Below are 20378 nucleotides of genomic sequence, written 5' to 3'. Positions count from 1 at the left end.
GTCTAATCATATCAAATAGAAAATGGTGTAGCTTTTTTAATTTGATGAAAACCAGAAAGCGCGGGAAAGCAATGCTTTCTAGGTTCTATCTTAAGGCTGAATTTTTGGACTTTTCGACCTCGCGATCTTTTTTGCCGCGCCAGATAAATCTCAGGGGCGTGCCCTCAAAACCAAGGGTCTTACGGAATTGATTTTCGATATAGCGCTTGTAATTGTCGTTGAAGCGATGGGGATCATTGACAAACAGAATAATTGTTGGCGGTTGATCGGAAATTTGGGTGCAGTAATAAACCTTCCCCTGCTTGCCGCCGCGACTGGTGGGTGGGGCGTGCCATGTGACCGCTTCATTGAGTGCCTCATTTAAGATGGCTGTAGGAACGCGGCGGCGATGCTGCTCGGCGGCAATATCAACGCGATCGAGAATTTGCGTAACTCTCTGCCCCGTCAGCGCACTGACAAAGATAATTGGCGCATACTCCACAAACATGAGGCGGCTTTTGACCTCGGCAGTGTAGTCATAGATAGTGTAAGAATCTTTTTCCACCGCATCCCATTTGTTGACCACAATCACGCAGGCTTTACCCTCATCGTTGATACGCCCCGCCAGTTTTTGATCCTGATCGGTGACTCCATCAAGGGCATCGATCACCAACAGCACCACATCCGATCGCCCGATCGCCTTAAAAGCACGGTTGATACTAAAAAATTCAATACCATACTCAATATGCTTTTTACGGCGCACACCAGCCGTATCGATCAAGCGATATTTTTTACCATCACGTTCCACCGACATATCGATCGCATCCCTTGTCGTTCCCGAAATTGGGCTAACGATGCTGCGATTTTCACCGATAAAGGCATTTAGGAGACTGGATTTGCCCACATTGGGGCGACCAATAATCGCAACCTTCGTTTCATCGCTATCCGATGAAACTTCTTCGGGTGGCGGCAAATGCTTAACTAATTCATCTAATAATTCACCAGTACCATTGCCATGTATCCCTGAGAGAGCGAGCGGCTCACCTAAGCCTAGACTCCAAAACTCGGCAGCAAGGGAAAGACCATACTTAGAACCTTCACATTTATTTACCGCCAAAAGTACAGGAATATTTTGTCGCCTTAGCCATCCCGCCAGTTGCTCATCCGCATCGGTAATCCCTGCTAATCCATCGACAACAAAAATAACCGCCGCCGATTCCCGAATGGCAATCTCTGCCTGTTCGCGAATCATCGGCAAAAATTCGGTTTCATCATCAAAAACGAGACCGCCAGTATCCACCACTTGAAATTCGTGCGCTCCCCAAAAGCATTCTCGATAGACGCGATCGCGGGTCACACCCGGTTCATCATAGACGATCGCATATTGCTCACCTGATAGACGGTTTACAAGGGTGGATTTGCCCACATTGGGACGACCGACAACGGCAACAATCGGTAGCGACATGATTTTAAACTTTGATTTGGAGAAATTTGCGAACTCACTATTTTAGCGATGTTATACTTTGATTGTCAATAGTCCTTAAGCAACTTAGACATTAGCAACTGTATCAACGCTTTGCGCTTAATTAAAAACCAGAGAGTTGCTAATTTGCGGGAGCGCCGCTTCCCAAGATTTCTCTAGGGACAAATACGACATCCGAGCGCGACATAGACTTGCTCCTGTTAAAGCACAAAATCTTTTAAGGTTTTAGTCAAGTAGGGTACAAAATGAGGGCGCAGCAAAAGTTAATATTTAGTTAAAGAAAGTTTGAAAAATTCCACAATTTAAATTTGCAATTCAAAAAGTAACCTTATTGGGGAAACAAAAAGCGCTTATGTCTGAGCAAAAAAAGGCTGTTTTAATGATGCACACTGACCAAGGGCAAGGACAATTGTGGCAGACAGCTTTGGCTACTCAGCAGCTAGAGGTAATCTGGGAAAAAGCTTCTATAGAGCTTGTGCAGTACCTCGAAACCTGCGATCAGCAATACTTGCCTGACCTGTTGCTGGTGGATATGGCAATCAAAAGTCCTAACTCTGAGATGTTGCAATCATCTTCGGTCTGCCAATGGGCTAGCAAAAATAATTCTAAAACTAAAATAGTCCTGTTTAATCCTCGGCAGGAAAAGATCAAAGACATTGAGCATAGCTGGGCATTGCGCCGGGGCGCATCGGATGTTTTGCCAAGGTTATCTTCAGAAAATTTGATTGCAGAGGTGGCAAGGGTGACGGCATTGATAGGTTGTTCGCTAGATACTTCTCCTCTGGAAAAGATTATGCGGACAATCAGTAATAATTCATCTCAAGCAAGCCTAAAGAACCCTGAAGCGATCGCGGATGAAGCTGAGGCTCCTAACCGTTCAACTACTAAAAATAAATCTAAGTCCGATAAATCTAAGTCCGATGCTGATACCAAGGGGGCAGTAATGTATCGTGGGGTGATCATTAGGCGCTAAGGGCGATTAGGAATGCTTCACGAAAGTTTTGGGTCAAGATTTGTATTATTTGGACAGCATGGCTGGGCTGATCGTGATCGCGATATTAACAGTCTTGCCCGCTCAATCGCTAATCGGTACGGTGATATCCCTATCTATACGCCTAACCTTGGTTGGCTTAATACTTGGCTAAAGATCGCGCCGCTAATTAACTATGTCGAGCAGACTGCCCAAACCGCGATCGCCGCATATCCTGATCTACCTTGGCGCATCGTGGCGCATTCGATGGGGGGATTGATCTGGCTGGAGATATTGTCGAGAAATCCTCAATGGTGGCCACGGGTACATAGCCTTGTGTTAATCGGTTCGCCCGTGGGTGGCTCAGATTTGGGGCGCTTATTTGATCCTCTACGCATATTTCCCTTGATAGCGCGGGATCTAGGCAGAAATCGCCGTCCCATTGCCGAAGCGATCGCCGCCAAAATTCCGACTCTATCGATTATTAGTGATATTGGGCATCATACCGATGGCATTGTTCCCCTTGGTGCTTCGCAGTTTGCCCATGCTCAAGTTGTGCAGTTGCAAGGACTGCGCCATGCTACGCTCAAAAATCATCCTCAGGTGGCAGCCGTGATCCAACAGTTTTGGCAAAATCCCATAATTACGCCGCTCTCCATAGATACATCTGCACAGCTAATTGCGGAATTAAGGGCGCGAGATTTGACGGAAACAGATAGCCGTAATTTTGGGAAGGCAAAGGCAATCAAGAGCTATGACGATGGCACAAAGCTATGGGAATGGGAAAACTTACTCAGAATCCAGCATTTCTATGTTAGTGTCCCCAACGCAAAGCCAAGCGAACAGGCAGGCGATCGCTGCATTTACAGTGCCTATGCGGGCGTTCGCTAAATTCCAGAGTTAGGATATGGCGCAATCTGTATGAAGATGCAGGTTGGAATCTGTCACTAAATCAATTAATTCGGATTCAAAACTAACTTGGGCGCGGTTGGTCTTGCCCCCCAAGTATAGGCGATCGCCCACTTGCAAAGCCCAAACCTGTGAATGGCTAACATAGCTCATAATTACACCTGCCATCAATAGTCCAAAACCTGCATAGACAATGGGAATACCAGGATCTGCCTTGATTTGTAAGCCCGTACTGCCGATCGCCTCCTTTAGTGTCAGCGTAATGCCATTAACTTCCATTTGTCCATTAGTTCGCAATGTCGTTAAGAGATTACCTGCTTCGTCATAGATCAAGAAAGTACCCTGCAAGTCGGGAGTAATTAGGGTAATTCCTGCACTCAAGTCGGGTTTAGTGGGAATCCATGTTCCCCAAACTTGCCTACCGCCCGTAGTGGATTCTAATTTGCGAACGGGCAACTGTAATATGGGGCTATTGTTGAGCGTGAAGCGCACGGCGGCAATATCCCAATTTGCCTGATAGAAGGTGACACCTTTATATTTGAGAGGCTTATTGACATGGATCGTCTGACGATCAACCTCATGTCCGTCGCGATCTAGTACCGATAAGTCGGAATAAAACTGATCAATATTGCCTTTGGGAGTGTAATCAATCCAAAACCGATTAACGCGCACTGACCAATCCTTAGGAACCCGTGAAGCTGACCAAATACCCGCTTCTGTAATATTATTGACCTGAAAAGTATTACCACTAGGAACCATCTCCTGTGCGATAAAGCCTGTCAGCGATCCCCAAATAGAACCAATCAGGATTAGCAACATACTGGCATGGACAATAATCGGTCCAACCCGCCCAATTAGACCTTTTCGCCCATAGAGGCGATCGCCTTCTTGAAAAACGTGATAATTTCTCGCCTTAAGACAGTCCGCTAATTGCTGAAGATTACCATTGCTAATTTCTGTCGCTAGGGGCAGTTTGGCAAAGCTTTGGGGTTTCGTATAATAAAACCAACGTTTGGACGCTTTAAGAATTGGTAATTGACGATTGAAAGTACAGGCGGTGAGGCTAGAACCAAACAAAATGAGCAGGGTGAGAAACCACCAGCTACCATAAACATGGTTTAGCCCGATCGCCAAAATCACCTTAAAGGATAGAAAACCAAATAGGGCGGGATGTTCGGGATAATTTTCTTTGTAAAAATCTAAGGTTTGCCCCTGCTCAATCACAGTACCAGAAATGCTAAATAGGGCAATTAGCAATAATAGGGCGATCGCCACCTTGAGATTAGCTAATAGCGACACAAATTGATGCCGCCAAATTTGCTGCATCTTTAGGCTGACTTGTTGATTAATTTGCTGAAATTGCAATGGAATTTGTGGGAACACTTGCTAATAAGATGCTTGTCGATAATCTAAAGATTATAGCTAGAGATCGGCTGTGTTGAAGTCTGGTTGATAGTGGGAGCGGAACTTTTCAAACATAGGGCTTACGCAAAACTATTATACAGAAATTATGTAAAAATTATGTAAAAATTATTATGCAAAAATATCTTTCGGGGATCTTTTTGGGTATTTAGTTGCTAATAAACACTTTTGACTGTCACTCTCGGATATATCTAAAAATATGCCAACAAACCCTAAAGCCGCGAGAACTTGTATCTCGCAATGGGGATTGCTTTGCAGCCTTAGTCCCAAGTTACCAACTCATTGATCGCTATGCCCGTTGCAGATAGGTCTTTGCAGCATATTTCAGGTATGTCTGACCATCTCTTTCCCGTCAGTTACTCCACCCTTGCGCCCCAAGCCATCATCACGAGACTTCTGCCCCGTTATGCGATCGCTCCTGTCAAAAACTGCGTTTTCTGGATGCGGGGACTGAGCGATATCTACTTAGTAGAAACGGAGGATCGCCGCTATGTCCTGCGTATATCCCATGCCCATTGGCGAACCCATGTTGATATTCAGTTCGAGTTAGAATTTCTCAGTTTTTTGCAACAACAACAAATTCCTGTCGCCTATCCCCTCTCCACCCAAGACGACAAATTAGCGATCGAGATCGATTCCTTAGAAGGTAAACGTTTTGCAGCTTTATTTACCTATGCGGCAGGTAAGGTTGCTCTAGGGGATCTCAATAAATCCCAAGCCCAAAAGCTAGGGGAAACCCTAGCCAAACTACATCAAGCCTCCCATGCTTTTTGCACCTATGCCGATCGCCCCGCCTTGACTATTGAATATTTATTAGACAATTCACTGCTCGATCTGTCGCCATTTCTATCATCTACAGCACAATCATATTTAAATGCGGCGATCGCCCAAATCAAAAAACAAATCTGTCAACTACCCCGCGAAGCACCCCTCTGGGCAGTCTGTTGGGGTGATCCCCATAGTGGCAATGTCCATTTTACAGAAGCAAACGAAATCACCCTGTTTGACTTTGACCAATGCGGATATGGGTGGCGAGCCTTTGACATTGCCAAGTTTTTGCAAGTCACACTGCAAGCTGGTATTAGTCCCAGTGTTCGCAAAGCCTTTTTACATGGCTATCAACTAGTACAGCCCCTTGAAAATATTGAATTAAGTACAATGCAATCTTTGACGCAGGTTGCTCAAATTTGGTCATGGGCAATTAGTGTCAAGTACGCGATCGCCCACAACCATAGCAAACTCGATCCCAGTTATTTTCATCAACGCCTAGAGCATTTTAAAATGTTGCGATCGCCAGATTGGAAACCCTTCTAAGGTGAAATCAAATGGCGTAGCCATTTGATTTCACCTCACAAACCCGCTTGCGCCTTAGCAACCACCTGACCATTTTTAAACTCAATAATCGCATTGCTGCCTTCAGGGTTGCGCCAAGAATATACTCTGCCAACGGATTCATCTGAGCTTGTTTCCGCAATCACTTTGCCTGTCACTCCAAATATTTGCTCCACCTGCTCAATCGTCATGCCATTTTCCACCAAATTAAATTTACTCAATGTGACTATGGGACTAACAGGGCTAGATTCTGCCAAGGGCATAGGACTAGCAGAGACGGGAGCCTCTAGCGGTGTTGACGGCTCGGCGATCGCTGATGGCAATGTGACCACAGAAGCAGGCAAACCCTGAGTCGCAACCGTAGTTTTTGTCGTTAGCGTCCGCACCACTGCCCCAATGCCCAAACCAATTAGCACTATCGATAGACCAACTAATACTAAGTACCAATAGCTTTGAGCGGTATCCGATGAGAAATTTACATTTCTAGCATCTCCTTGAAAATTTGGGCTAGGTTTAGTATCTATGGACTGCTCGGCAATTGGGGATCGATCAAGGCGATCGCTATTACTAACATTCTCTTGTTGCAACGCTAACAGTTGCTGCTGCATTTTGGGATTAGTACTGGCAATCTGGCTGATCGCCGACTGTAATACAGAATTTTTGGAAAGCTGCGGCTCTGGTGATCGCGCTCCATTAACATCTGCTGCAATGTCTTGAGGTACTACTTCAAGGGTTTTTAACATAAACTGCTCCGACCATAGCCAGCGCGATTCTGCCATTTCTGAGTTGCGCCAACAATGAATCCTAAATTTTGCCAATGATTCTATCGACAAACCTTGAAGTCTGCCATGGATTAATGTCAGCAGTTTTTCCTTGTCAATGGCGGAATTTGAGCGAATTTGTAAGTCCAAATTGCTATCGACAATGGCGGCAGCAACGGTCACATCCTCAAGATTAAGGCTCTGTAACTCTTGGCGAAGGATCTCAGCGATCGCCTGTGGATTTAGTTGATGATCAAGTTCGGCAATCAAAGTCATGTCTAGCAATCTTCCTATAGAAGGCTTATCCTTGGATTACTTATACTGTGGCGCAAAGTATTACAAAATGATGTTCTTAAAAAACTCTAATTTGATCAACCGCAAATAGTTGTAACTGTAATATTACCAAAACGCCAGAATTTTGGGCGCGATGCTTTACAGGATTTCTAAAATTTTGATAATTTAGCTTCACTCAACCAGTGATTTAGAGGATATCTTAACCAAAGCATAATCTGGGCAATAAGTAGCAACAAAATATAAACTTGCGGATCACAAGTGAGGCAAATCCTGATAGGGTTGATCTGGAAACTGCAAATCAAAGTTTTTGTAAGCTACGGAACTCATGAAAGTACTGGTAATTGGTGGCGATGGTTATTGTGGATGGGCGACGGCTTTGCACCTCGCCAATAAAGGTTATGAAGTTGGGGTCTTAGATAGTCTAATTCGCCGACATTGGGATAACGAGCTAGGTGTGGCAACATTAACGCCGATCGCTCCAATTCAACAGCGAATTTCTAAATGGCAAGCCGTCTCAGGACAAAAAATAGAATTATTTGTTGGCGACATTACCAACTACGAATTTTTGCAAGGTGTATTTCGTAGCTTTACCCCCGATGCACTCGTCCATTTTGGGGAGCAGCGATCGGCTCCATTTTCAATGATTGACCGCGAACACGCAGTACTGACCCAGGTTAATAATGTTGTTGGTACATTAAACTTACTCTATGCGATCAAAGAGCATAATCCCGATTGTCATTTAGTGAAGCTCGGCACAATGGGAGAGTATGGCACTCCTAATATTGACATCGAAGAAGGCTATATCACCATCGAGCATAATGGACGCAAAGATACTCTGCCCTATCCTAAGCAGCCTGGTAGCTTTTATCACCTTAGCAAAGTCCATGATAGCCACAATATCCATTTTGCCTGTCGCACTTGGGGCTTACGCGCCACTGACCTCAACCAAGGCGTGGTCTATGGCGTGCTGACAGAGGAGACTGGCACAGACGAGATGCTAATCAATCGCCTTGACTATGACGGTGTATTTGGTACTGCCCTCAATCGTTTCTGTATCCAAGCGGCGATCGGACATCCTCTGACTGTCTATGGTACGGGCGGACAAACCCGCAGCTTCCTTGATATCCGTGACACGGTACGCTGCATTGAGCTGGCGATCGCCACCCCAGCAGAAGCGGGCAAAATGCGCGTATTCAACCAATTTACGGAGCTTTTCTCTATTCGCGACCTCGCGATGCTAGTGCAGAAAGCAGGTGCAACCCTTGGCGTTAAGGTAGAGGTCCAAAATATCGATAATCCTAGGGTAGAAGCGGAAGAGCATTATTTCAATGCCAAAAATACTAATCTGTTAGATCTAGGTTTGCAGCCCCACTTCCTATCCGATGCCCTGCTGGATTCGCTATTAAATTTCGCAATCAAATACCGCGATCGCATCGATCAGCAACAAATTATGCCCAAGGTAAAGTGGCGCGGTTAAGTTCTGTTATTTTTTCAGCGCCATGGCACTGGAAAAATAGGTATTAGTCCCTGCGATAGAAGCTAAAAATTGTTGAAAGTAGTATCTTCAATTACATATTCTCGTAATTGTCAAGTCCTATTTAACGAACCTACCATGACATCTTCTACAAAAACTTTGCGCGTTTTGGTGGTGGATGACCACGAACTGACTAGATGCACCCTCAAACTTGCGCTTTCTCTACAATCTTGCATTGGTAATGTAGTAGTTGCTGATAATGGTAAAGAGGCGATCGCCCAAGTATGTAGACATGAGCCTGATGTTGTGGTCATGGACTTGCATATGCCGATAATGGACGGATGGGATGCATCTAGAGCCATCAAAAATCAATATCCCCACATCAAAATTGTCGCTTACTCGGCTGCCGATGGTGGCAAAACAAGGGCGATCGCCAATGGTGCAGTCATTGATGCCTTTTGTGAAAAGGGAGCTTGTACCAAAAGTTTGTTAGAAGCAATTAAAAGTGTTGCCTAATTTATCAAGCTAAAACATAAATATATAAAAGACGCATTCGCGTCTTTTTTTATGAGGGGTCTTTATGATGATTTTTACGAGATTTTCGTTTTTGCCGCCAAAATCCTCGCCGCCAATACGCCACCAATAAAGCCAAACAGATGCCCCTCCCATGAAATATATGAGCGAGTCGGCAATATCCCCCAAATGAGGCTGCCATAGCTCATCGCGATCGTTATGGAAATGGCGATCGCCACAAAGCTTTTTTCAAAATAGCCCCGCGATAGCAAATAACCAAAATAGCCAAAAATCACACCACTAGCACCAATATGCACCGAGTAAGGGCTGCCCACAAGCCAAGTGCCTAAGCCTGAGGCGATCGCTGTAAACACGGACACAAAATAAAAATCATTGGTATTGCGGAGCATCACCATCCAGCCTAAAACCAAGAATGAGGCTGTGTTTGAGGCAATATGATAGAAATTGCCATGGAGAAACGGCGCAAATAAAATACCCCGCAGCCCAATTAAGCGACGAGGCATGATCCCAAACTGACTGAGATTGCCATTCCAAAAACTTCGATCAATAATAAATACCACCCAAAAAATTAATGTCACCGCAGCTAAAATTTGAATCTGCTCTTTTAGCTCTTTCCCAATTGATTGCAGCTTTTTTTTCACAACCTTAAGATCCCACATAAAAAATATAGTGACAACACACTGATCATACTGATTTGGGGCATGGCAACCCTAAATTAACTTAGGGTTTACGCAAAAGGACTGGGAACCCTGATTCATGGGTAGGGGCAATTCATAAATTGCGCCTACCTTTGTGAGAATCATTTATCAATGATCCTCACATTGACATGAGGCTCATCCTTTAGTTTTTCCTTCACTCTTTTCTCGATCTCTTGCTCTTTCTTCTTTTCCGCATCATTCAGCCATTGCGAAGCCCATACGGAAGCAATTATAAACAAAGCTCCAATAAATTCCATAAATTTTTTGTTTAATTCTTTGTTTAAATTTATGGAAGCACATAGTACATTGCCCAAAATCTAATAGTCAAGGGATTATAAAAATTTTGATACTTTAGTTACAATATGTTTTGAAAATTAACAATTTCATGTTATGTTGTTAAGCGGTACAAAAGTATCGTATTTTAAAGATTAATCGCAGGTTGCACAAAGTTCATAGCACCAATTCAAACTAACTATTTAAGGCTAGTTATTTAAGGCTAGGCATTTAGGCTAGGTATTTTAATCAATAACTAGCAAAAAAAGTTTCTTAAACGGGTTCTTAAACAGGTTTTTGTAGCGGCGGCTCTAGTCACCTGCTGAAGATTTCATAGCGTAGAGGTTTTCTATCATCATGTCCATTCGCCTTTATGTTGGCAACTTGCCAGCAGAATTAGATCGCCAAGCTCTAGAAAAAATTTTCAATGAATCAGGTGATTCGGTATCGCTCAAAGTTATCACTGATCGTAAGACTGGTAAGTGCCGTGGCTTTGGATTTGTAACTGTCGGCTCTGATGAGTTAGCGGATACTGTGATCGAAAAGTTCAACGGCTATGACTTCAACGGCGCTGTCCTGAAACTAGAAAAAGCCTTGCCTCGCACTAAAGGTAAGGGTGAAGACGGTTCAGATGTTGATGAAAGCACTGAAGATGCAGTCGCTAGTGATAATAATGAGGCGATCGCTGTTGCTGCACCTGCTAAGCCTAGCGCTAAGCGTAAAAAACGCAGCAATAACAAGAAATCCAGCAATTCTGCATCTAGCAGCAGTACTACTTCTGAAGCACATCAGCCTGACCCACGTTGGGCAAATGATCTAGAGCGTCTCAAGCAGCAGTTACTAGAAGCACAGGGTGCAGCAAGATAAATAAAAAGGGTTTCGCGGTGCGGAACCCTTTTTTGTAATGTCACCTAAAGCGCGGCATGGTTAAGATGTGGGCGGCGACTTAGGAAAGTAAGGACGTTCATCACTGAGGGGAGGTCGCAACCAAAATCTGAGGGTATAAAAAACTAGCTCCTTGACCTCAGTCCAAACTCGTTCTGACTGTACAAAACTCTTGGCATCAAATAAAAAATATTTTGGCTTTAGGGAAAACTGCTTACCTATAGGCCAGGGGCATTGCTTTGCTAGATCTGTATGACTATCTGACGGATAGCTGGCGATCGTTAGTGCGGCATTTAATTCTTGGTTTCTAAAGGACAGGAAAGCGCGAGAAGCTTCAATGGGTGAAGTGATTAATAAAATGCGGCGACTGTTGCGGGTATCTTCACGCAGTAATTTGTTTTTCTCTAGGGATTTGATGAGTTGACTGATCTCATCGCCACTACTGCGTACCGTCCGCCCCGTGGGTTCCAAAATAATAAAAGAGCGCAGTCCCGCCATATTCGGTATATTCAGCAATGCGCCACACATTAGATCGGCTTCTGTTTGATCAACTGGCGCGATCTCATCCGATGGTGCAGTGCGGGCTGTAAAAAATTTTTCGTAGCGCGGGTCGTAACGCAGTCCTATGTCTGGTGAGCCAGCACGGGTGGCAATCTCATCTCTAATTGTTTCCTTGGTGCGACTAGGCGGTGCTGCTGGCGCAATCAGACAAGGGTAAGCCTTGGTGGGCGGATAGGTGGTATGACGACCGCCGCTCAAAACAATATAGGGCTTTTGTTGTTGACTTGCCAAAGTCCAAATCCGCACCGCCTCTTGCAGTCTTGGCTCGTAGGGTGGGTTTTCGGCAAGAACAACGATTAGATCAAATATGCCACTTCTAAAGTCTAATAACTCCTGTTCAGTCAGGTTGAGGACAGGGCGGCGATAGGACTGTTCGATCGCATTGGCTCCTTGCTGCTCAACATAACAAACGAATAATTCTGAGGTGGCATTATTAGTGGCGATCGCAAAGATCAACAGGACGATGAATATCTCTTTAGTAACGATCCCAATTTTTTCGGATGCCCCCTTATTATCTACTTTGTCACCACTTTTGACCTTGAGATCCTTTAGTCTGAGCCAATAGTTAACAAATAGCAATAGCAAAATGATACCTACTAAGGTAAAGGGAAATGCCAGAAAATCTACAACAATTCTAGGGATCGGATCATCCACAAACCGAAAGTTGGCGAAGATGATGATCACCAAAGCCGTAAAAATCAATAATCCAAATAGGCGAAACCAATCCTTAGGAATTGCCTTGAATAGAATAATGAAGATCGGGATGGCAATGATCCAAATCAGAATGTTGGTTAATAGATCGAACAAGATCCCTCCAAGATTCTCGCTTAGCCTCTGGGGTAAATTCTCAAAAATTAAGCTATGGCAGCCAATTAAGTTAAGAAAATATACAAGTGCAATATGCTAAGCAATAGCGCCCTCAATGTAAATAGCTAATACAAGTTTTAACTTAGCTATGAACTCCCACAAACAAATCCCACAAATCGCCGCCATCGATAAACTCCGCTTGACCTTTACTGCTTTCACTAAAATATCCTCTTCAAAGCGCGATCGCCATGTTATAAACTCATCAGCAACCAATACCTCCCTTGCTATGCAAACAATCCAAAATTTTCTGCCCTTACTACACCGCAACACCTTCATTCGTGGCGAGATGGAAATGCCCTGCTTGCCAGCCTTCATCGATTTATATATGGAGCGTTTGCAGACCCTATTTGACACCTTTGGCAAATCCTTCAGCCCCGCCGAAAACGATCATCTGCGATCGCTGCTACTAGGCAAATTAGAAGAAGGATTTCGCACCTCGCCTCTATCCAAATTAGTCTTCAGATACGAACCATCGCAAACCCCCAACACTGGCATCACCTACACCATCACCTACACCATTGGTTCCATCACCGATCAATATAATAATTGGGCAGCAACTAAGGAACCGCCATTATTTGGCAGTCATGCCGATGCTAAAGTAATGGAACTTGCCGCGCAAATTAAGGAACAGCTAGGGCGCGATCCCTATATCGTTGATATTGGTGCTGGCACTGGGCGCAACACCTTCCCCCTCGCCAGAATGGGCTATCAGGTTGATGCTTTGGAAATGACCCCAGCCTTTACCGAACAATTGCAGGCGATCGCCCAAAATGAGAACCTACCCGTTAACGTCATCGCCTGTGACATTCTCAACCCCTTGACCCGCCTCAAGACCCTTGCCTATAACTTAGCAATCTGCTGTGAAGTAACTTCCCACTTTCGTGATGCTGACCAACTGCGGCTATTGCTTGCCAAGGCTTGCGACTATCTCCAGCATGGCGGATTACTCTTATTCAATGCATTTATGGCAAACGAAGGCTATGAGCCATCGCCCCTCGATCGCCAAGTTTCCGAATTAGCATGGTCAACCATCTTCACCTATCAAGACCTGCACAATGCCCTCGACAATTTGCCAATGGAAATCATTGCCAATGATGCGGTACTAGATTTTGAGCGCAGTAATTTACCCCCTGAGGCTTGGCCCCCCACAAGCTGGTTTGAAAGCTGGTCAACAGGAAAAGATGTGTTTCCCCTAGCCGATCATTCCCCAATCCAATTGCGCTGGATCGTATGTAAACGTCTGTAGGTAGGGCGCTTTGCGCTTACTTAAAAAATATGGCTGGATTAATCAAAGCATCAAGAGGCTGTAAAGTTTTTCAAAACAAAAAATGGCTTTGCCATTTTTTGTTTTGATATTAGGACATCTCTAGCATTCTTTGCATTGGCTTAAGCGCTGCTTGGCGAATTGACTCATCAAGAGTGATTTCAGGAGTGCGGTTTTTCATGGTCAGATAGACTTTTTCTAAGGTATTCAGGCGCATATAAGGGCATTCGTTGCAGGCGCAATTGCTAGTGGGGGGCGCAGGGATAAATTTCTTGGTGGGCGTGGCTTTTTGCATCTGGTGAATTACTCCAGATTCAGTGACAACAATAAATGCTTGCCGATCGCTGCGTTGTACATATTTCAGTAAGCCTGTGGTGGAGCCAATAAAATCCGCATGGCGCAAGATATTTTCTTCACATTCAGGATGGGCAATAATTTCGGCGCTAGGATACTGCACTTTGAGATCCACTAATTTTCGTTCGGAAAATATTTCATGAACCATGCAAGCACCGTCCCATAGCACCATTTCACGCCCAGTTTGCTGACTGACATAGCGCCCTAGATTGCGATCGGGTGCAAAAATAATCGGTTGCTCCTTGGGGATTTGGTTAACGATTTTCACGGCATTGGCACTGGTGCAGATAATATCGCTCAGTGCCTTGATCGCTGCCGAGCAATTTATGTAGGAAATCACCAAATGATCGGGGTGAGCGGCTTTAAAAGCGGCAAAGCGATCGGGGGGACAGCTATCGGCAAGGGAGCAGCCTGCATCTAAATCGGGCAGCAGTACTAATTTTTGCGGATTTAAGATCTTGGCAGTCTCTGCCATGAAATGTACGCCTAAAAAAACAATTACATCGGCTTGGCAATTGACGGCGGCTTGCGATAGCCCCAGTGAGTCGCCGATATAGTCGGCGATGTCTTGCAAATCAGGATCTTGATAATAGTGCGCTAAGATTACAGCATTTAGTTCTTGCTTGAGATCGGCGATCGCCTGAAATAGATCTAGCGGTTTGGCTGGCGCGGCATGGGTTTCAGGCTTAGGAAGGGTGAGAAACATGATTTACCTCTTGGCGGCTTAGTATTTAATTATAGTAGAAATCACCAAAATGTTGACGGTTTATTTTACGATTGGTTTACCTGCTTCAGGAAAATCGACTTGGGCAAAAAACAAGGTCGATCAGTCCCCCAATGCCATTAAGCGGGTGAACAAAGATGACCTGCGGGCAATGCTAGACAATTCCTATCATTCCAAGGGCAATGAAAAGTTTGTGCTTGATATTCAGGACATGATCATTAAGGCGGCTTTGGAAAATGGCAAGCACGTCATTGTTGACAATACGCACCTAGCCCCCAAGCATGAGGCAAGGATTCGGGAGTTGATCAAGGGTTTGGCAAATTTGGAAATTGTCGATTTTCGGGATGTGCCGTTGGAAACCTGTCTGGAACGCGATCGCCAGCGTCCGAACTCGGTGGGTGAAAAGGTAATTCGCGATATGTACAATCAATTTATTGCTCCCCCCAGAGCGCCCAAGCCTGCCTATAATCCTGAACTGCCCGATGCGGTTATCTGCGATCTCGATGGTACGCTGGCGCTCATAGGCGATCGCAGTCCCTATGATGGTGCAAAGTGCGAACTAGACGCGGTGAATGAGCCGATCCGTTCCATTCTAGAAACCTCTGGCAAAGCAATCATCTTTGTGTCAGGTCGCGAGGATAAGTTTAAGCCCCAAACCCTTGCATGGTTAGCGAAGCACAATATTTCCTTTGAGGCACTGCATATGCGAAAGTCGGGCGATCTACGGAAGGATAGCATCGTCAAAAGGGAGATTTACGATGAATTCCTGCTCGATAAATACAATATTGCCTTTGTGTTAGACGATCGCGACCAAGTGGTGCGCGTATGGCGTGATTTGGGGTTGACCTGTTTGCAGGTAGATTATGGTGATTTTTAAGCTTGGTATCAATCTATTTATCGTAAGGAATATCGGATGGCTTTTTGCCTACTGTGGCGGCAAAGCTTGGAAAGTTTAGCAGGTCTTCTGTAAATTTTTCATCTAAAGTCAGGGCATATTTGCGATCGGACAACAAAACTACAGGAATATGCTCTCGATCTTCTTCATTGGAAGTTAATTTCCGTTTTACTTTATTTGTAAAGTACTTTTGCTTAAATTCCTTGATTTGCTCGTTACTAATGCGATTTAATCGACTTTGCTGAGTTAACAAATTAATAATTACGGCGATATTATTGCCTGATGCGGCGTGACCCATCGTTCGGTAATATTCAGCTATGAGTTTTTTGGAAACAACTAAGTGAGCGTTGTCATCATGCTTTTTGGGATTAGAGCTATATTCTATTAGCCATTTGATAAGCTGCTTGTACTCAGGATCAAGAGGATTAGAGAAGTTTTTGGCTATATTGTTATCGATAAATATATCTTTTCTAGTCATTAGAAATTTTTATTAAACTTTAAAAATCAAATCTATCAAGCATTCAGAGCAATATCCATCGTATCAATCATATACGTCTCAAAAAATCCTTTAGGAGCATTTAAGATTTGTCCATCTTTAGTAAATTCAATCCGATGAGCAATGCTGCCATCTTTAATCGAGTTCTCAAAATAATAAACTGCTACATCTTTAGGCTGAATTTCTCCTTTAACAATTAGCAATCTCATTCTATTGAGCAAGTATTCACTATGAGTTTCCACAATATAAGTTTTACTGATTTTTCTGCTAGGCAAATAATCGCTATCAGATGTAAAAATAGTATTGCCTTTATTTCCTTCATTAACTTTTTTAACTAAGTAATCACCTAAGTTAGCTTGTATAGATGGATGCAAATGTATTTCTGGCTGAGACATGATTAATGTTGAATCATCTGATAATTGTAAATCAGCAACAATAATTGGTAAAAATTGACTAATTCCAAAGCCAACATCAACTAACGATTCCCACTTACTTTTACTTTTTATTTTTACTTTTATTTCAAATCTACCGCCTGACAATCTATTAGGCTTGATATCATACAAAATCTTTAAATCCTTTAAGACAGAAACAAGTTTATATATTTCTTTGGATTTATTATCATTCCATTCTAAAATTTGATCAATGTATCCCTCTCCATAATTATTCACCATATTATTTGCTATTGATTGATAATACGTACGATCAGGAGAAACTCTAGAAGAACTAATAAAATTGAAACCATAATTTGAATAATGTATTAATTCCTCACATAGCTCAATAAAAAGATCATTTATATCTGCGGAATCTACAATTCCAGTTTTGTAATCACTACTTACTCTGTATGACAAGTCATCATTTTGTATTACTTCATTTATTTCAGTAATTGAAGATGAGATCTTTAATTGTGTCAATCTAGGTGAGTGACTTATTTTATCAAAATGCCATAGAGTTTTAATGTCAGAGAAGTTCAAATCGTCTTCAGATAAATTTATATGAATTTCAAAATCATTCTTTAAACTATGATTAAATGAAACATCTTTATATCCTCCCATATTTACATATTTACCGTTGAGTGATAGATATAATGGAAAGGATTTACTTTGTGAATTAAGACTTTGCAATACTGCTAATATTCCATATATTAAAGAGCTTTTACCACTACTATTCTCACCTGTAAGTAAAGTTATTTTTGAGAAAGAAACATCTACTTCTTTAAAGCATTTAAAGTTTTTTAAAGCTAATCTATGAATCTGCATAAATATTTTTTCTAAAAATGATTTTTTGAAACAGTGATTAAACGTAGGATGGTTTGGTGATCGCATAACAACCCATCCCTAAGCAATATACACGCCAGTGTAACGTAAGGCATCCTATCATTCAATAGGCAATTAAAAGAGTGGATTATTAATTCTCTTTCTTGGCAATTTCCTAGTCAAGTGTTTTTTGACGCGATAAACCCATGTCTTTTAGTATTGCGTAAATACGACTATCTCGTAAATCCACATCCCATCTCTGTTTGATAACATCAGAAATTATCTTGCCAGTCCAAATCTGCCGATCAACACCATAGTCTATCGGTTTATTTTCCAGCAGCATTCTTTTTAGTTCAGCTTTTTGTTCACCACTTAGCCGCTCTGGTTTGTTCGAGACAGAGACTTGGGTCAGCCCCTCTAGTCCACCTACACAGTACATATCAATCCAAGTAATGAGAGTTTGTCTGGAGCATCTCACCTCAAGCATTACCTCTTTTCTGGTCATGCCCTCATATAGATATTTGACAGCTTCTAGCCTTTTTCGGATACGAGTATTTTGATATTGATACAACAGCTTCTGCCAAACTTCTATTTCAAACGATTTCTCTCTTAGTTTCTTCAATCTATCCATTTTGAGTTACAACCTATTGAGTTTTTTTGGTGGTACAGAAATATTTCTGACAGCATTGCTTTGTGCTGCTTTTGATGTCTAATTTTATACTGGGCAGGGCTTAGTTTCTTCAACCATTGGACTAGATGTTGGCGATCGCTATTTAATATTGCTTTTAATATTGCTTTTAATATTGCTTTTAATGTTGATTTTGATCTTGAAATTTAGGCGATCGCATTTTAGGAGTGGTGAGGGGCGATCGCGGTTGGCTGTGGGGAAATCGGCGATCGCGCTATTGCAAAACAAAATGATCGGATCGTAAACATAATTAAAGGATTGGGCTGGCGCACAGGGATTGACCTTAATTGCCACCCCTAATTCAAAATGTAAATGTCTCGTATCACTACGTCCCGAATTGCCCATCTTGCCAAGTTGTTGCCCAATGCTGACGCGCTGCCCAACCAAAACTGGAATACTGGCGGGAGCTAAATGAGCATAGCGGGTGAATAGCCCATTAGGATGTTTAATCACAACGTGGTTTCCCCAGTCGCCGCCGCAGTCGCGCTGAGCTAAGTTGTCGCCAAAGGCTTGAGATTGTGGGCAATCATGGCGCACATAGACAACGATGCCATCAGCCGCCGATCGCACGCTCACTTGCTCCACTGACGGATCGGTATGAATAAAATCCAGCCCTTCATGGTTTGCCAGTTGATGCACCTGTCCAGTGAAATGGGCAATCTCGGTAAAGTCCGTTGGCAATGCCCAAACTAATTGGCGATCGCGGCTCAATGTTGATAAATCGCCAACGCGCTGTGTTGGCGGATATGCTTCTAAACTTATCTCCAATTGTGCAGGCAAAGATGAATCTGGGCAGCCCTGAGCCAAAGCAGCACCCATCATCGCTTGGGTGGTGAATATTAAAAAACCAAATTTTTTCAAGAAATGTAATATATATTTAGTAAAAACCATTAAAAAGTTGCCTTTGGGTTTGCCTACACCTGTCATAAGTATTAAAATAAGTTACAGCTATCAAAAAATTGTTACTAGTTCAGCAATCTTGGGTTTTTCAATTAAATGAGTAAAGTTTACGATTGGTTTAACGATCGCCTCGAAGTCGGGGCGCTTGCCGAAGACGTTACCAGCAAATACGTCCCTCCCCATGTCAATATCTTCTATTGCCTTGGTGGTATCACCCTTACCTGCTTTTTGATCCAGTTTGCTACTGGCTTTGCGATGACCTTTTACTACAAGCCATCCGTCACCGAAGCCTTTGAATCCGTGCGCTACATCATGACCGATGTTAATTTCGGTTGGTTGATTCGCTCGATTCACCGTTGGTCAGCCAGCATGATGGTTTTGATGATGATCCTGCACGTTTTCCGCGTTTACTTGACTGGTGGCTTCAAGAAACCCCGTGAATTAACTTGGATCACTGGCGTAATCCTTGCTGTCATCACCGTTACCTTTGGGGTAACTGGTTATTCCTTACCTTGGGATCAAGTTGGTTACTGGGCAGTCAAAATTGTATCGGGTGTACCTGATGCGATTCCTGTCGTTGGTGGAACCCTTGTCGAACTATTGCGTGGAGGTCAAAGCGTTGGTCAAGCAACCCTAACCCGTTTTTATAGCCTGCATACCTTCGTATTGCCTTGGTTAATTGCTGTATTCATGTTGGCTCACTTCTTGATGATCCGTAAGCAAGGCATTTCTGGTCCTTTGTAAGCTTTTGATAAGCTTTTTGTAAGGTTTCTTATCTGGGTTCCCAGTTTAAGATTTTTGTATTAGATAATTTAAAAAATAAATTGCAGTAACGTAGAGCAATAACTATGGCAAAGACTGAAAAGCTACCCGACTTGAACGATCCCATTTTGCGCGAGAAACTGGCAAAAAACATGGGTCACAACTACTATGGCGAACCCGCATGGCCTAACGACCTGCTCTATATGTTCCCTGTAGTTATTACTGGCACGATCGCCCTAATTACTGGTTTAGCAGTTCTCGACCCTACTATGGTTGGCGAACCTGCAAATCCCTTTGCAACCCCTCTCGAAATTTTGCCTGAGTGGTTTCTTTACCCTGCATTCCAAATTTTACGCATCGTTCCTAACAAGCTCTTGGGCGTACTATTACAAAGCTTGATACCCGTTGGTTTGATCTTGATTCCTTTCATTGAGAACGTAAACAAGTTTCAAAATCCTTTCCGTCGCCCTGTGGCAATGGCTGTATTCTTGTTCGGCACAGCCTTTACCCTCTACTTGGGGATTGGTTCTACACTACCTATTGATAAGTCATTAACTTTAGGTTTGTTCTAATATAGTGAATACATAAAAAAGCGCCGCG

Annotated in this window: 21 protein-coding genes; 10 read left to right on the top strand and 11 right to left on the bottom strand. The window is 43.2% G+C overall.

Features of this window, described 5'->3' with window-relative positions; translation table 11 throughout:
* Positions 1-85: 85 nt before the first annotated feature.
* Positions 86-1444 (bottom strand): ribosome biogenesis GTPase Der, encoded by a 1359-nt coding sequence (der, locus tag H6F44_RS10745; RefSeq protein WP_190350957.1) that lies wholly within the window; start codon positions 1442-1444, stop codon positions 86-88.
* 370 nt (positions 1445-1814) lie between these two features.
* Between der and H6F44_RS10740 the strand changes: the two genes are divergently transcribed.
* The gene (locus H6F44_RS10740; protein ID WP_190350956.1) at positions 1815-2435 is read left to right on the top strand and encodes a hypothetical protein; all 621 of its coding nucleotides are present in this window, start codon (positions 1815-1817) and stop codon (positions 2433-2435) included.
* Positions 2436-2447: 12 nt separating this feature from the next.
* Positions 2448-3323 (top strand): alpha/beta hydrolase family protein, encoded by an 876-nt coding sequence (locus H6F44_RS10735; RefSeq protein WP_190350955.1) that lies wholly within the window; start codon positions 2448-2450, stop codon positions 3321-3323.
* Positions 3324-3332: 9 nt separating this feature from the next.
* Here H6F44_RS10735 and H6F44_RS10730 read toward each other — a convergent pair whose 3' ends face one another.
* Positions 3333-4667, bottom strand: coding sequence for a cytochrome c biogenesis protein (locus H6F44_RS10730; protein ID WP_190350991.1), 1335 nt, complete (start codon positions 4665-4667; stop codon positions 3333-3335).
* A gap of 387 nt (positions 4668-5054) precedes the next feature.
* Here H6F44_RS10730 and H6F44_RS10725 point away from each other — a divergent pair, with 387 nt between their 5' ends.
* Entirely contained in the window at positions 5055-6077 is a 1023-nt protein-coding gene (locus tag H6F44_RS10725) for a phosphotransferase (protein WP_199302083.1), read from the top strand.
* A gap of 35 nt (positions 6078-6112) precedes the next feature.
* Here the strand turns inward: H6F44_RS10725 and H6F44_RS10720 are convergent, their stop codons facing one another.
* Positions 6113-7132, bottom strand: a complete 1020-nt coding sequence (locus H6F44_RS10720; protein ID WP_190350954.1) for a hypothetical protein — start codon at positions 7130-7132, stop codon at positions 6113-6115.
* Between the two features lie 343 nt (positions 7133-7475).
* Here H6F44_RS10720 and H6F44_RS10715 point away from each other — a divergent pair, with 343 nt between their 5' ends.
* Positions 7476-8627 carry an NAD-dependent epimerase/dehydratase family protein gene (locus H6F44_RS10715; protein ID WP_190350953.1) on the top strand — a complete coding sequence of 384 codons (1152 nt, stop codon included), beginning with the start codon at positions 7476-7478 and terminating at the stop codon, positions 8625-8627.
* A 135-nt stretch (positions 8628-8762) separates the two neighbouring features.
* On the top strand, positions 8763-9140 hold the full coding sequence (locus H6F44_RS10710; RefSeq protein WP_190350952.1) for a response regulator: 378 nt from the start codon (positions 8763-8765) through the stop codon (positions 9138-9140).
* A 74-nt stretch (positions 9141-9214) separates the two neighbouring features.
* On the opposite strand, the gene H6F44_RS10705 is transcribed toward H6F44_RS10710, so the two are convergent.
* Complete coding sequence (locus H6F44_RS10705; protein WP_322096201.1) at positions 9215-9799, bottom strand: rhomboid family intramembrane serine protease; 585 nt, start codon at positions 9797-9799, stop codon at positions 9215-9217.
* A 158-nt stretch (positions 9800-9957) separates the two neighbouring features.
* Positions 9958-10113: a hypothetical protein gene (locus H6F44_RS10700; protein WP_190350950.1), complete on the bottom strand. Its 156-nt coding sequence runs from the start codon at positions 10111-10113 to the stop codon at positions 9958-9960.
* A gap of 373 nt (positions 10114-10486) precedes the next feature.
* On the opposite strand from H6F44_RS10700, the gene H6F44_RS10695 reads away from it, so the two are divergent.
* Complete coding sequence (locus H6F44_RS10695; RefSeq protein ID WP_190350949.1) at positions 10487-10996, top strand: RNA recognition motif domain-containing protein; 510 nt, start codon at positions 10487-10489, stop codon at positions 10994-10996.
* 60 nt (positions 10997-11056) lie between these two features.
* On the opposite strand, the gene H6F44_RS10690 is transcribed toward H6F44_RS10695, so the two are convergent.
* Complete coding sequence (locus tag H6F44_RS10690) at positions 11057-12382, bottom strand: YdcF family protein (protein WP_190350948.1); 1326 nt, start codon at positions 12380-12382, stop codon at positions 11057-11059.
* Between the two features lie 148 nt (positions 12383-12530).
* On the opposite strand from H6F44_RS10690, the gene H6F44_RS10685 reads away from it, so the two are divergent.
* A complete protein-coding gene (locus H6F44_RS10685) occupies positions 12531-13688 on the top strand; it encodes a class I SAM-dependent methyltransferase (RefSeq protein WP_190350947.1) in 1158 nt (385 codons plus the stop codon).
* A 109-nt stretch (positions 13689-13797) separates the two neighbouring features.
* On the opposite strand, the gene nadA is transcribed toward H6F44_RS10685, so the two are convergent.
* Entirely contained in the window at positions 13798-14766 is a 969-nt protein-coding gene (nadA, locus tag H6F44_RS10680) for a quinolinate synthase NadA (RefSeq protein WP_190350946.1), read from the bottom strand.
* Positions 14767-14815: 49 nt separating this feature from the next.
* Here nadA and H6F44_RS10675 point away from each other — a divergent pair, with 49 nt between their 5' ends.
* Positions 14816-15661 carry a phosphatase domain-containing protein gene (locus H6F44_RS10675; protein WP_199302082.1) on the top strand — a complete coding sequence of 282 codons (846 nt, stop codon included), beginning with the start codon at positions 14816-14818 and terminating at the stop codon, positions 15659-15661.
* A 13-nt stretch (positions 15662-15674) separates the two neighbouring features.
* Here the strand turns inward: H6F44_RS10675 and H6F44_RS10670 are convergent, their stop codons facing one another.
* The 4 genes from H6F44_RS10670 to H6F44_RS10655 all read right to left on the bottom strand — a co-directional run bounded on the left by H6F44_RS10670 (position 15675) and on the right by H6F44_RS10655 (position 19007).
* Complete coding sequence (locus tag H6F44_RS10670; protein WP_190350945.1) at positions 15675-16157, bottom strand: hypothetical protein; 483 nt, start codon at positions 16155-16157, stop codon at positions 15675-15677.
* 35 nt (positions 16158-16192) lie between these two features.
* Positions 16193-17431: a DUF3696 domain-containing protein gene (locus H6F44_RS10665; protein ID WP_190350944.1), complete on the bottom strand. Its 1239-nt coding sequence runs from the start codon at positions 17429-17431 to the stop codon at positions 16193-16195.
* A 172-nt stretch (positions 17432-17603) separates the two neighbouring features.
* A complete protein-coding gene (locus tag H6F44_RS10660; protein ID WP_190350943.1) occupies positions 17604-18059 on the bottom strand; it encodes a helix-turn-helix domain-containing protein in 456 nt (151 codons plus the stop codon).
* Positions 18060-18197: 138 nt separating this feature from the next.
* On the bottom strand, positions 18198-19007 hold the full coding sequence (locus H6F44_RS10655) for a M23 family metallopeptidase (protein WP_206754455.1): 810 nt from the start codon (positions 19005-19007) through the stop codon (positions 18198-18200).
* A gap of 105 nt (positions 19008-19112) precedes the next feature.
* On the opposite strand from H6F44_RS10655, the gene petB reads away from it, so the two are divergent.
* Both petB and petD read left to right on the top strand, forming a co-directional pair.
* Complete coding sequence (gene petB, locus H6F44_RS10650) at positions 19113-19760, top strand: cytochrome b6 (protein ID WP_142600269.1); 648 nt, start codon at positions 19113-19115, stop codon at positions 19758-19760.
* Between the two features lie 104 nt (positions 19761-19864).
* Entirely contained in the window at positions 19865-20350 is a 486-nt protein-coding gene (gene petD, locus H6F44_RS10645; RefSeq protein ID WP_190350941.1) for a cytochrome b6-f complex subunit IV, read from the top strand.
* Positions 20351-20378: the final 28 nt, after the last annotated feature.

It is taken from the genome of Pseudanabaena cinerea FACHB-1277 (assembly GCF_014696345.1).
Taxonomy (GTDB): Bacteria; Cyanobacteriota; Cyanobacteriia; order Pseudanabaenales; family Pseudanabaenaceae; genus Pseudanabaena; species Pseudanabaena cinerea.
The sequence above is the reverse complement of the archived record's forward strand: the minus strand, read 5'-3'. Positions and strand labels throughout refer to the sequence as shown.

Bases quoted from the DNA above. Each gene is read 5' to 3' on its own strand.
- H6F44_RS10715 (WP_190350953.1), top strand. From the start codon at position 7,476: ATGAAAGTACTGGTAATTGGTGGCGATGGTTATTGTGGATGGGCGACG.
- H6F44_RS10665 (WP_190350944.1), bottom strand. From the start codon at position 17,431: ATGCAGATTCATAGATTAGCTTTAAAAAACTTTAAATGCTTTAAAGAA.
- H6F44_RS10685 (WP_190350947.1), top strand. From the start codon at position 12,531: ATGAACTCCCACAAACAAATCCCACAAATCGCCGCCATCGATAAACTC.
- H6F44_RS10700 (WP_190350950.1), bottom strand. From the start codon at position 10,113: ATGGAATTTATTGGAGCTTTGTTTATAATTGCTTCCGTATGGGCTTCG.
- H6F44_RS10670 (WP_190350945.1), bottom strand. From the start codon at position 16,157: ATGACTAGAAAAGATATATTTATCGATAACAATATAGCCAAAAACTTC.
- nadA (WP_190350946.1), bottom strand. From the start codon at position 14,766: ATGTTTCTCACCCTTCCTAAGCCTGAAACCCATGCCGCGCCAGCCAAA.
- H6F44_RS10660 (WP_190350943.1), bottom strand. From the start codon at position 18,059: ATGGATAGATTGAAGAAACTAAGAGAGAAATCGTTTGAAATAGAAGTT.
- H6F44_RS10710 (WP_190350952.1), top strand. From the start codon at position 8,763: ATGACATCTTCTACAAAAACTTTGCGCGTTTTGGTGGTGGATGACCAC.
- H6F44_RS10675 (WP_199302082.1), top strand. From the start codon at position 14,816: ATGTTGACGGTTTATTTTACGATTGGTTTACCTGCTTCAGGAAAATCG.
- H6F44_RS10740 (WP_190350956.1), top strand. From the start codon at position 1,815: ATGTCTGAGCAAAAAAAGGCTGTTTTAATGATGCACACTGACCAAGGG.
- H6F44_RS10655 (WP_206754455.1), bottom strand. From the start codon at position 19,007: ATGGTTTTTACTAAATATATATTACATTTCTTGAAAAAATTTGGTTTT.
- der (WP_190350957.1), bottom strand. From the start codon at position 1,444: ATGTCGCTACCGATTGTTGCCGTTGTCGGTCGTCCCAATGTGGGCAAA.
- petB (WP_142600269.1), top strand. From the start codon at position 19,113: ATGAGTAAAGTTTACGATTGGTTTAACGATCGCCTCGAAGTCGGGGCG.
- H6F44_RS10730 (WP_190350991.1), bottom strand. From the start codon at position 4,667: ATGCAGCAAATTTGGCGGCATCAATTTGTGTCGCTATTAGCTAATCTC.
- H6F44_RS10720 (WP_190350954.1), bottom strand. From the start codon at position 7,132: ATGACTTTGATTGCCGAACTTGATCATCAACTAAATCCACAGGCGATC.
- petD (WP_190350941.1), top strand. From the start codon at position 19,865: ATGGCAAAGACTGAAAAGCTACCCGACTTGAACGATCCCATTTTGCGC.
- H6F44_RS10725 (WP_199302083.1), top strand. From the start codon at position 5,055: ATGCCCGTTGCAGATAGGTCTTTGCAGCATATTTCAGGTATGTCTGAC.
- H6F44_RS10735 (WP_190350955.1), top strand. From the start codon at position 2,448: ATGCTTCACGAAAGTTTTGGGTCAAGATTTGTATTATTTGGACAGCAT.
- H6F44_RS10695 (WP_190350949.1), top strand. From the start codon at position 10,487: ATGTCCATTCGCCTTTATGTTGGCAACTTGCCAGCAGAATTAGATCGC.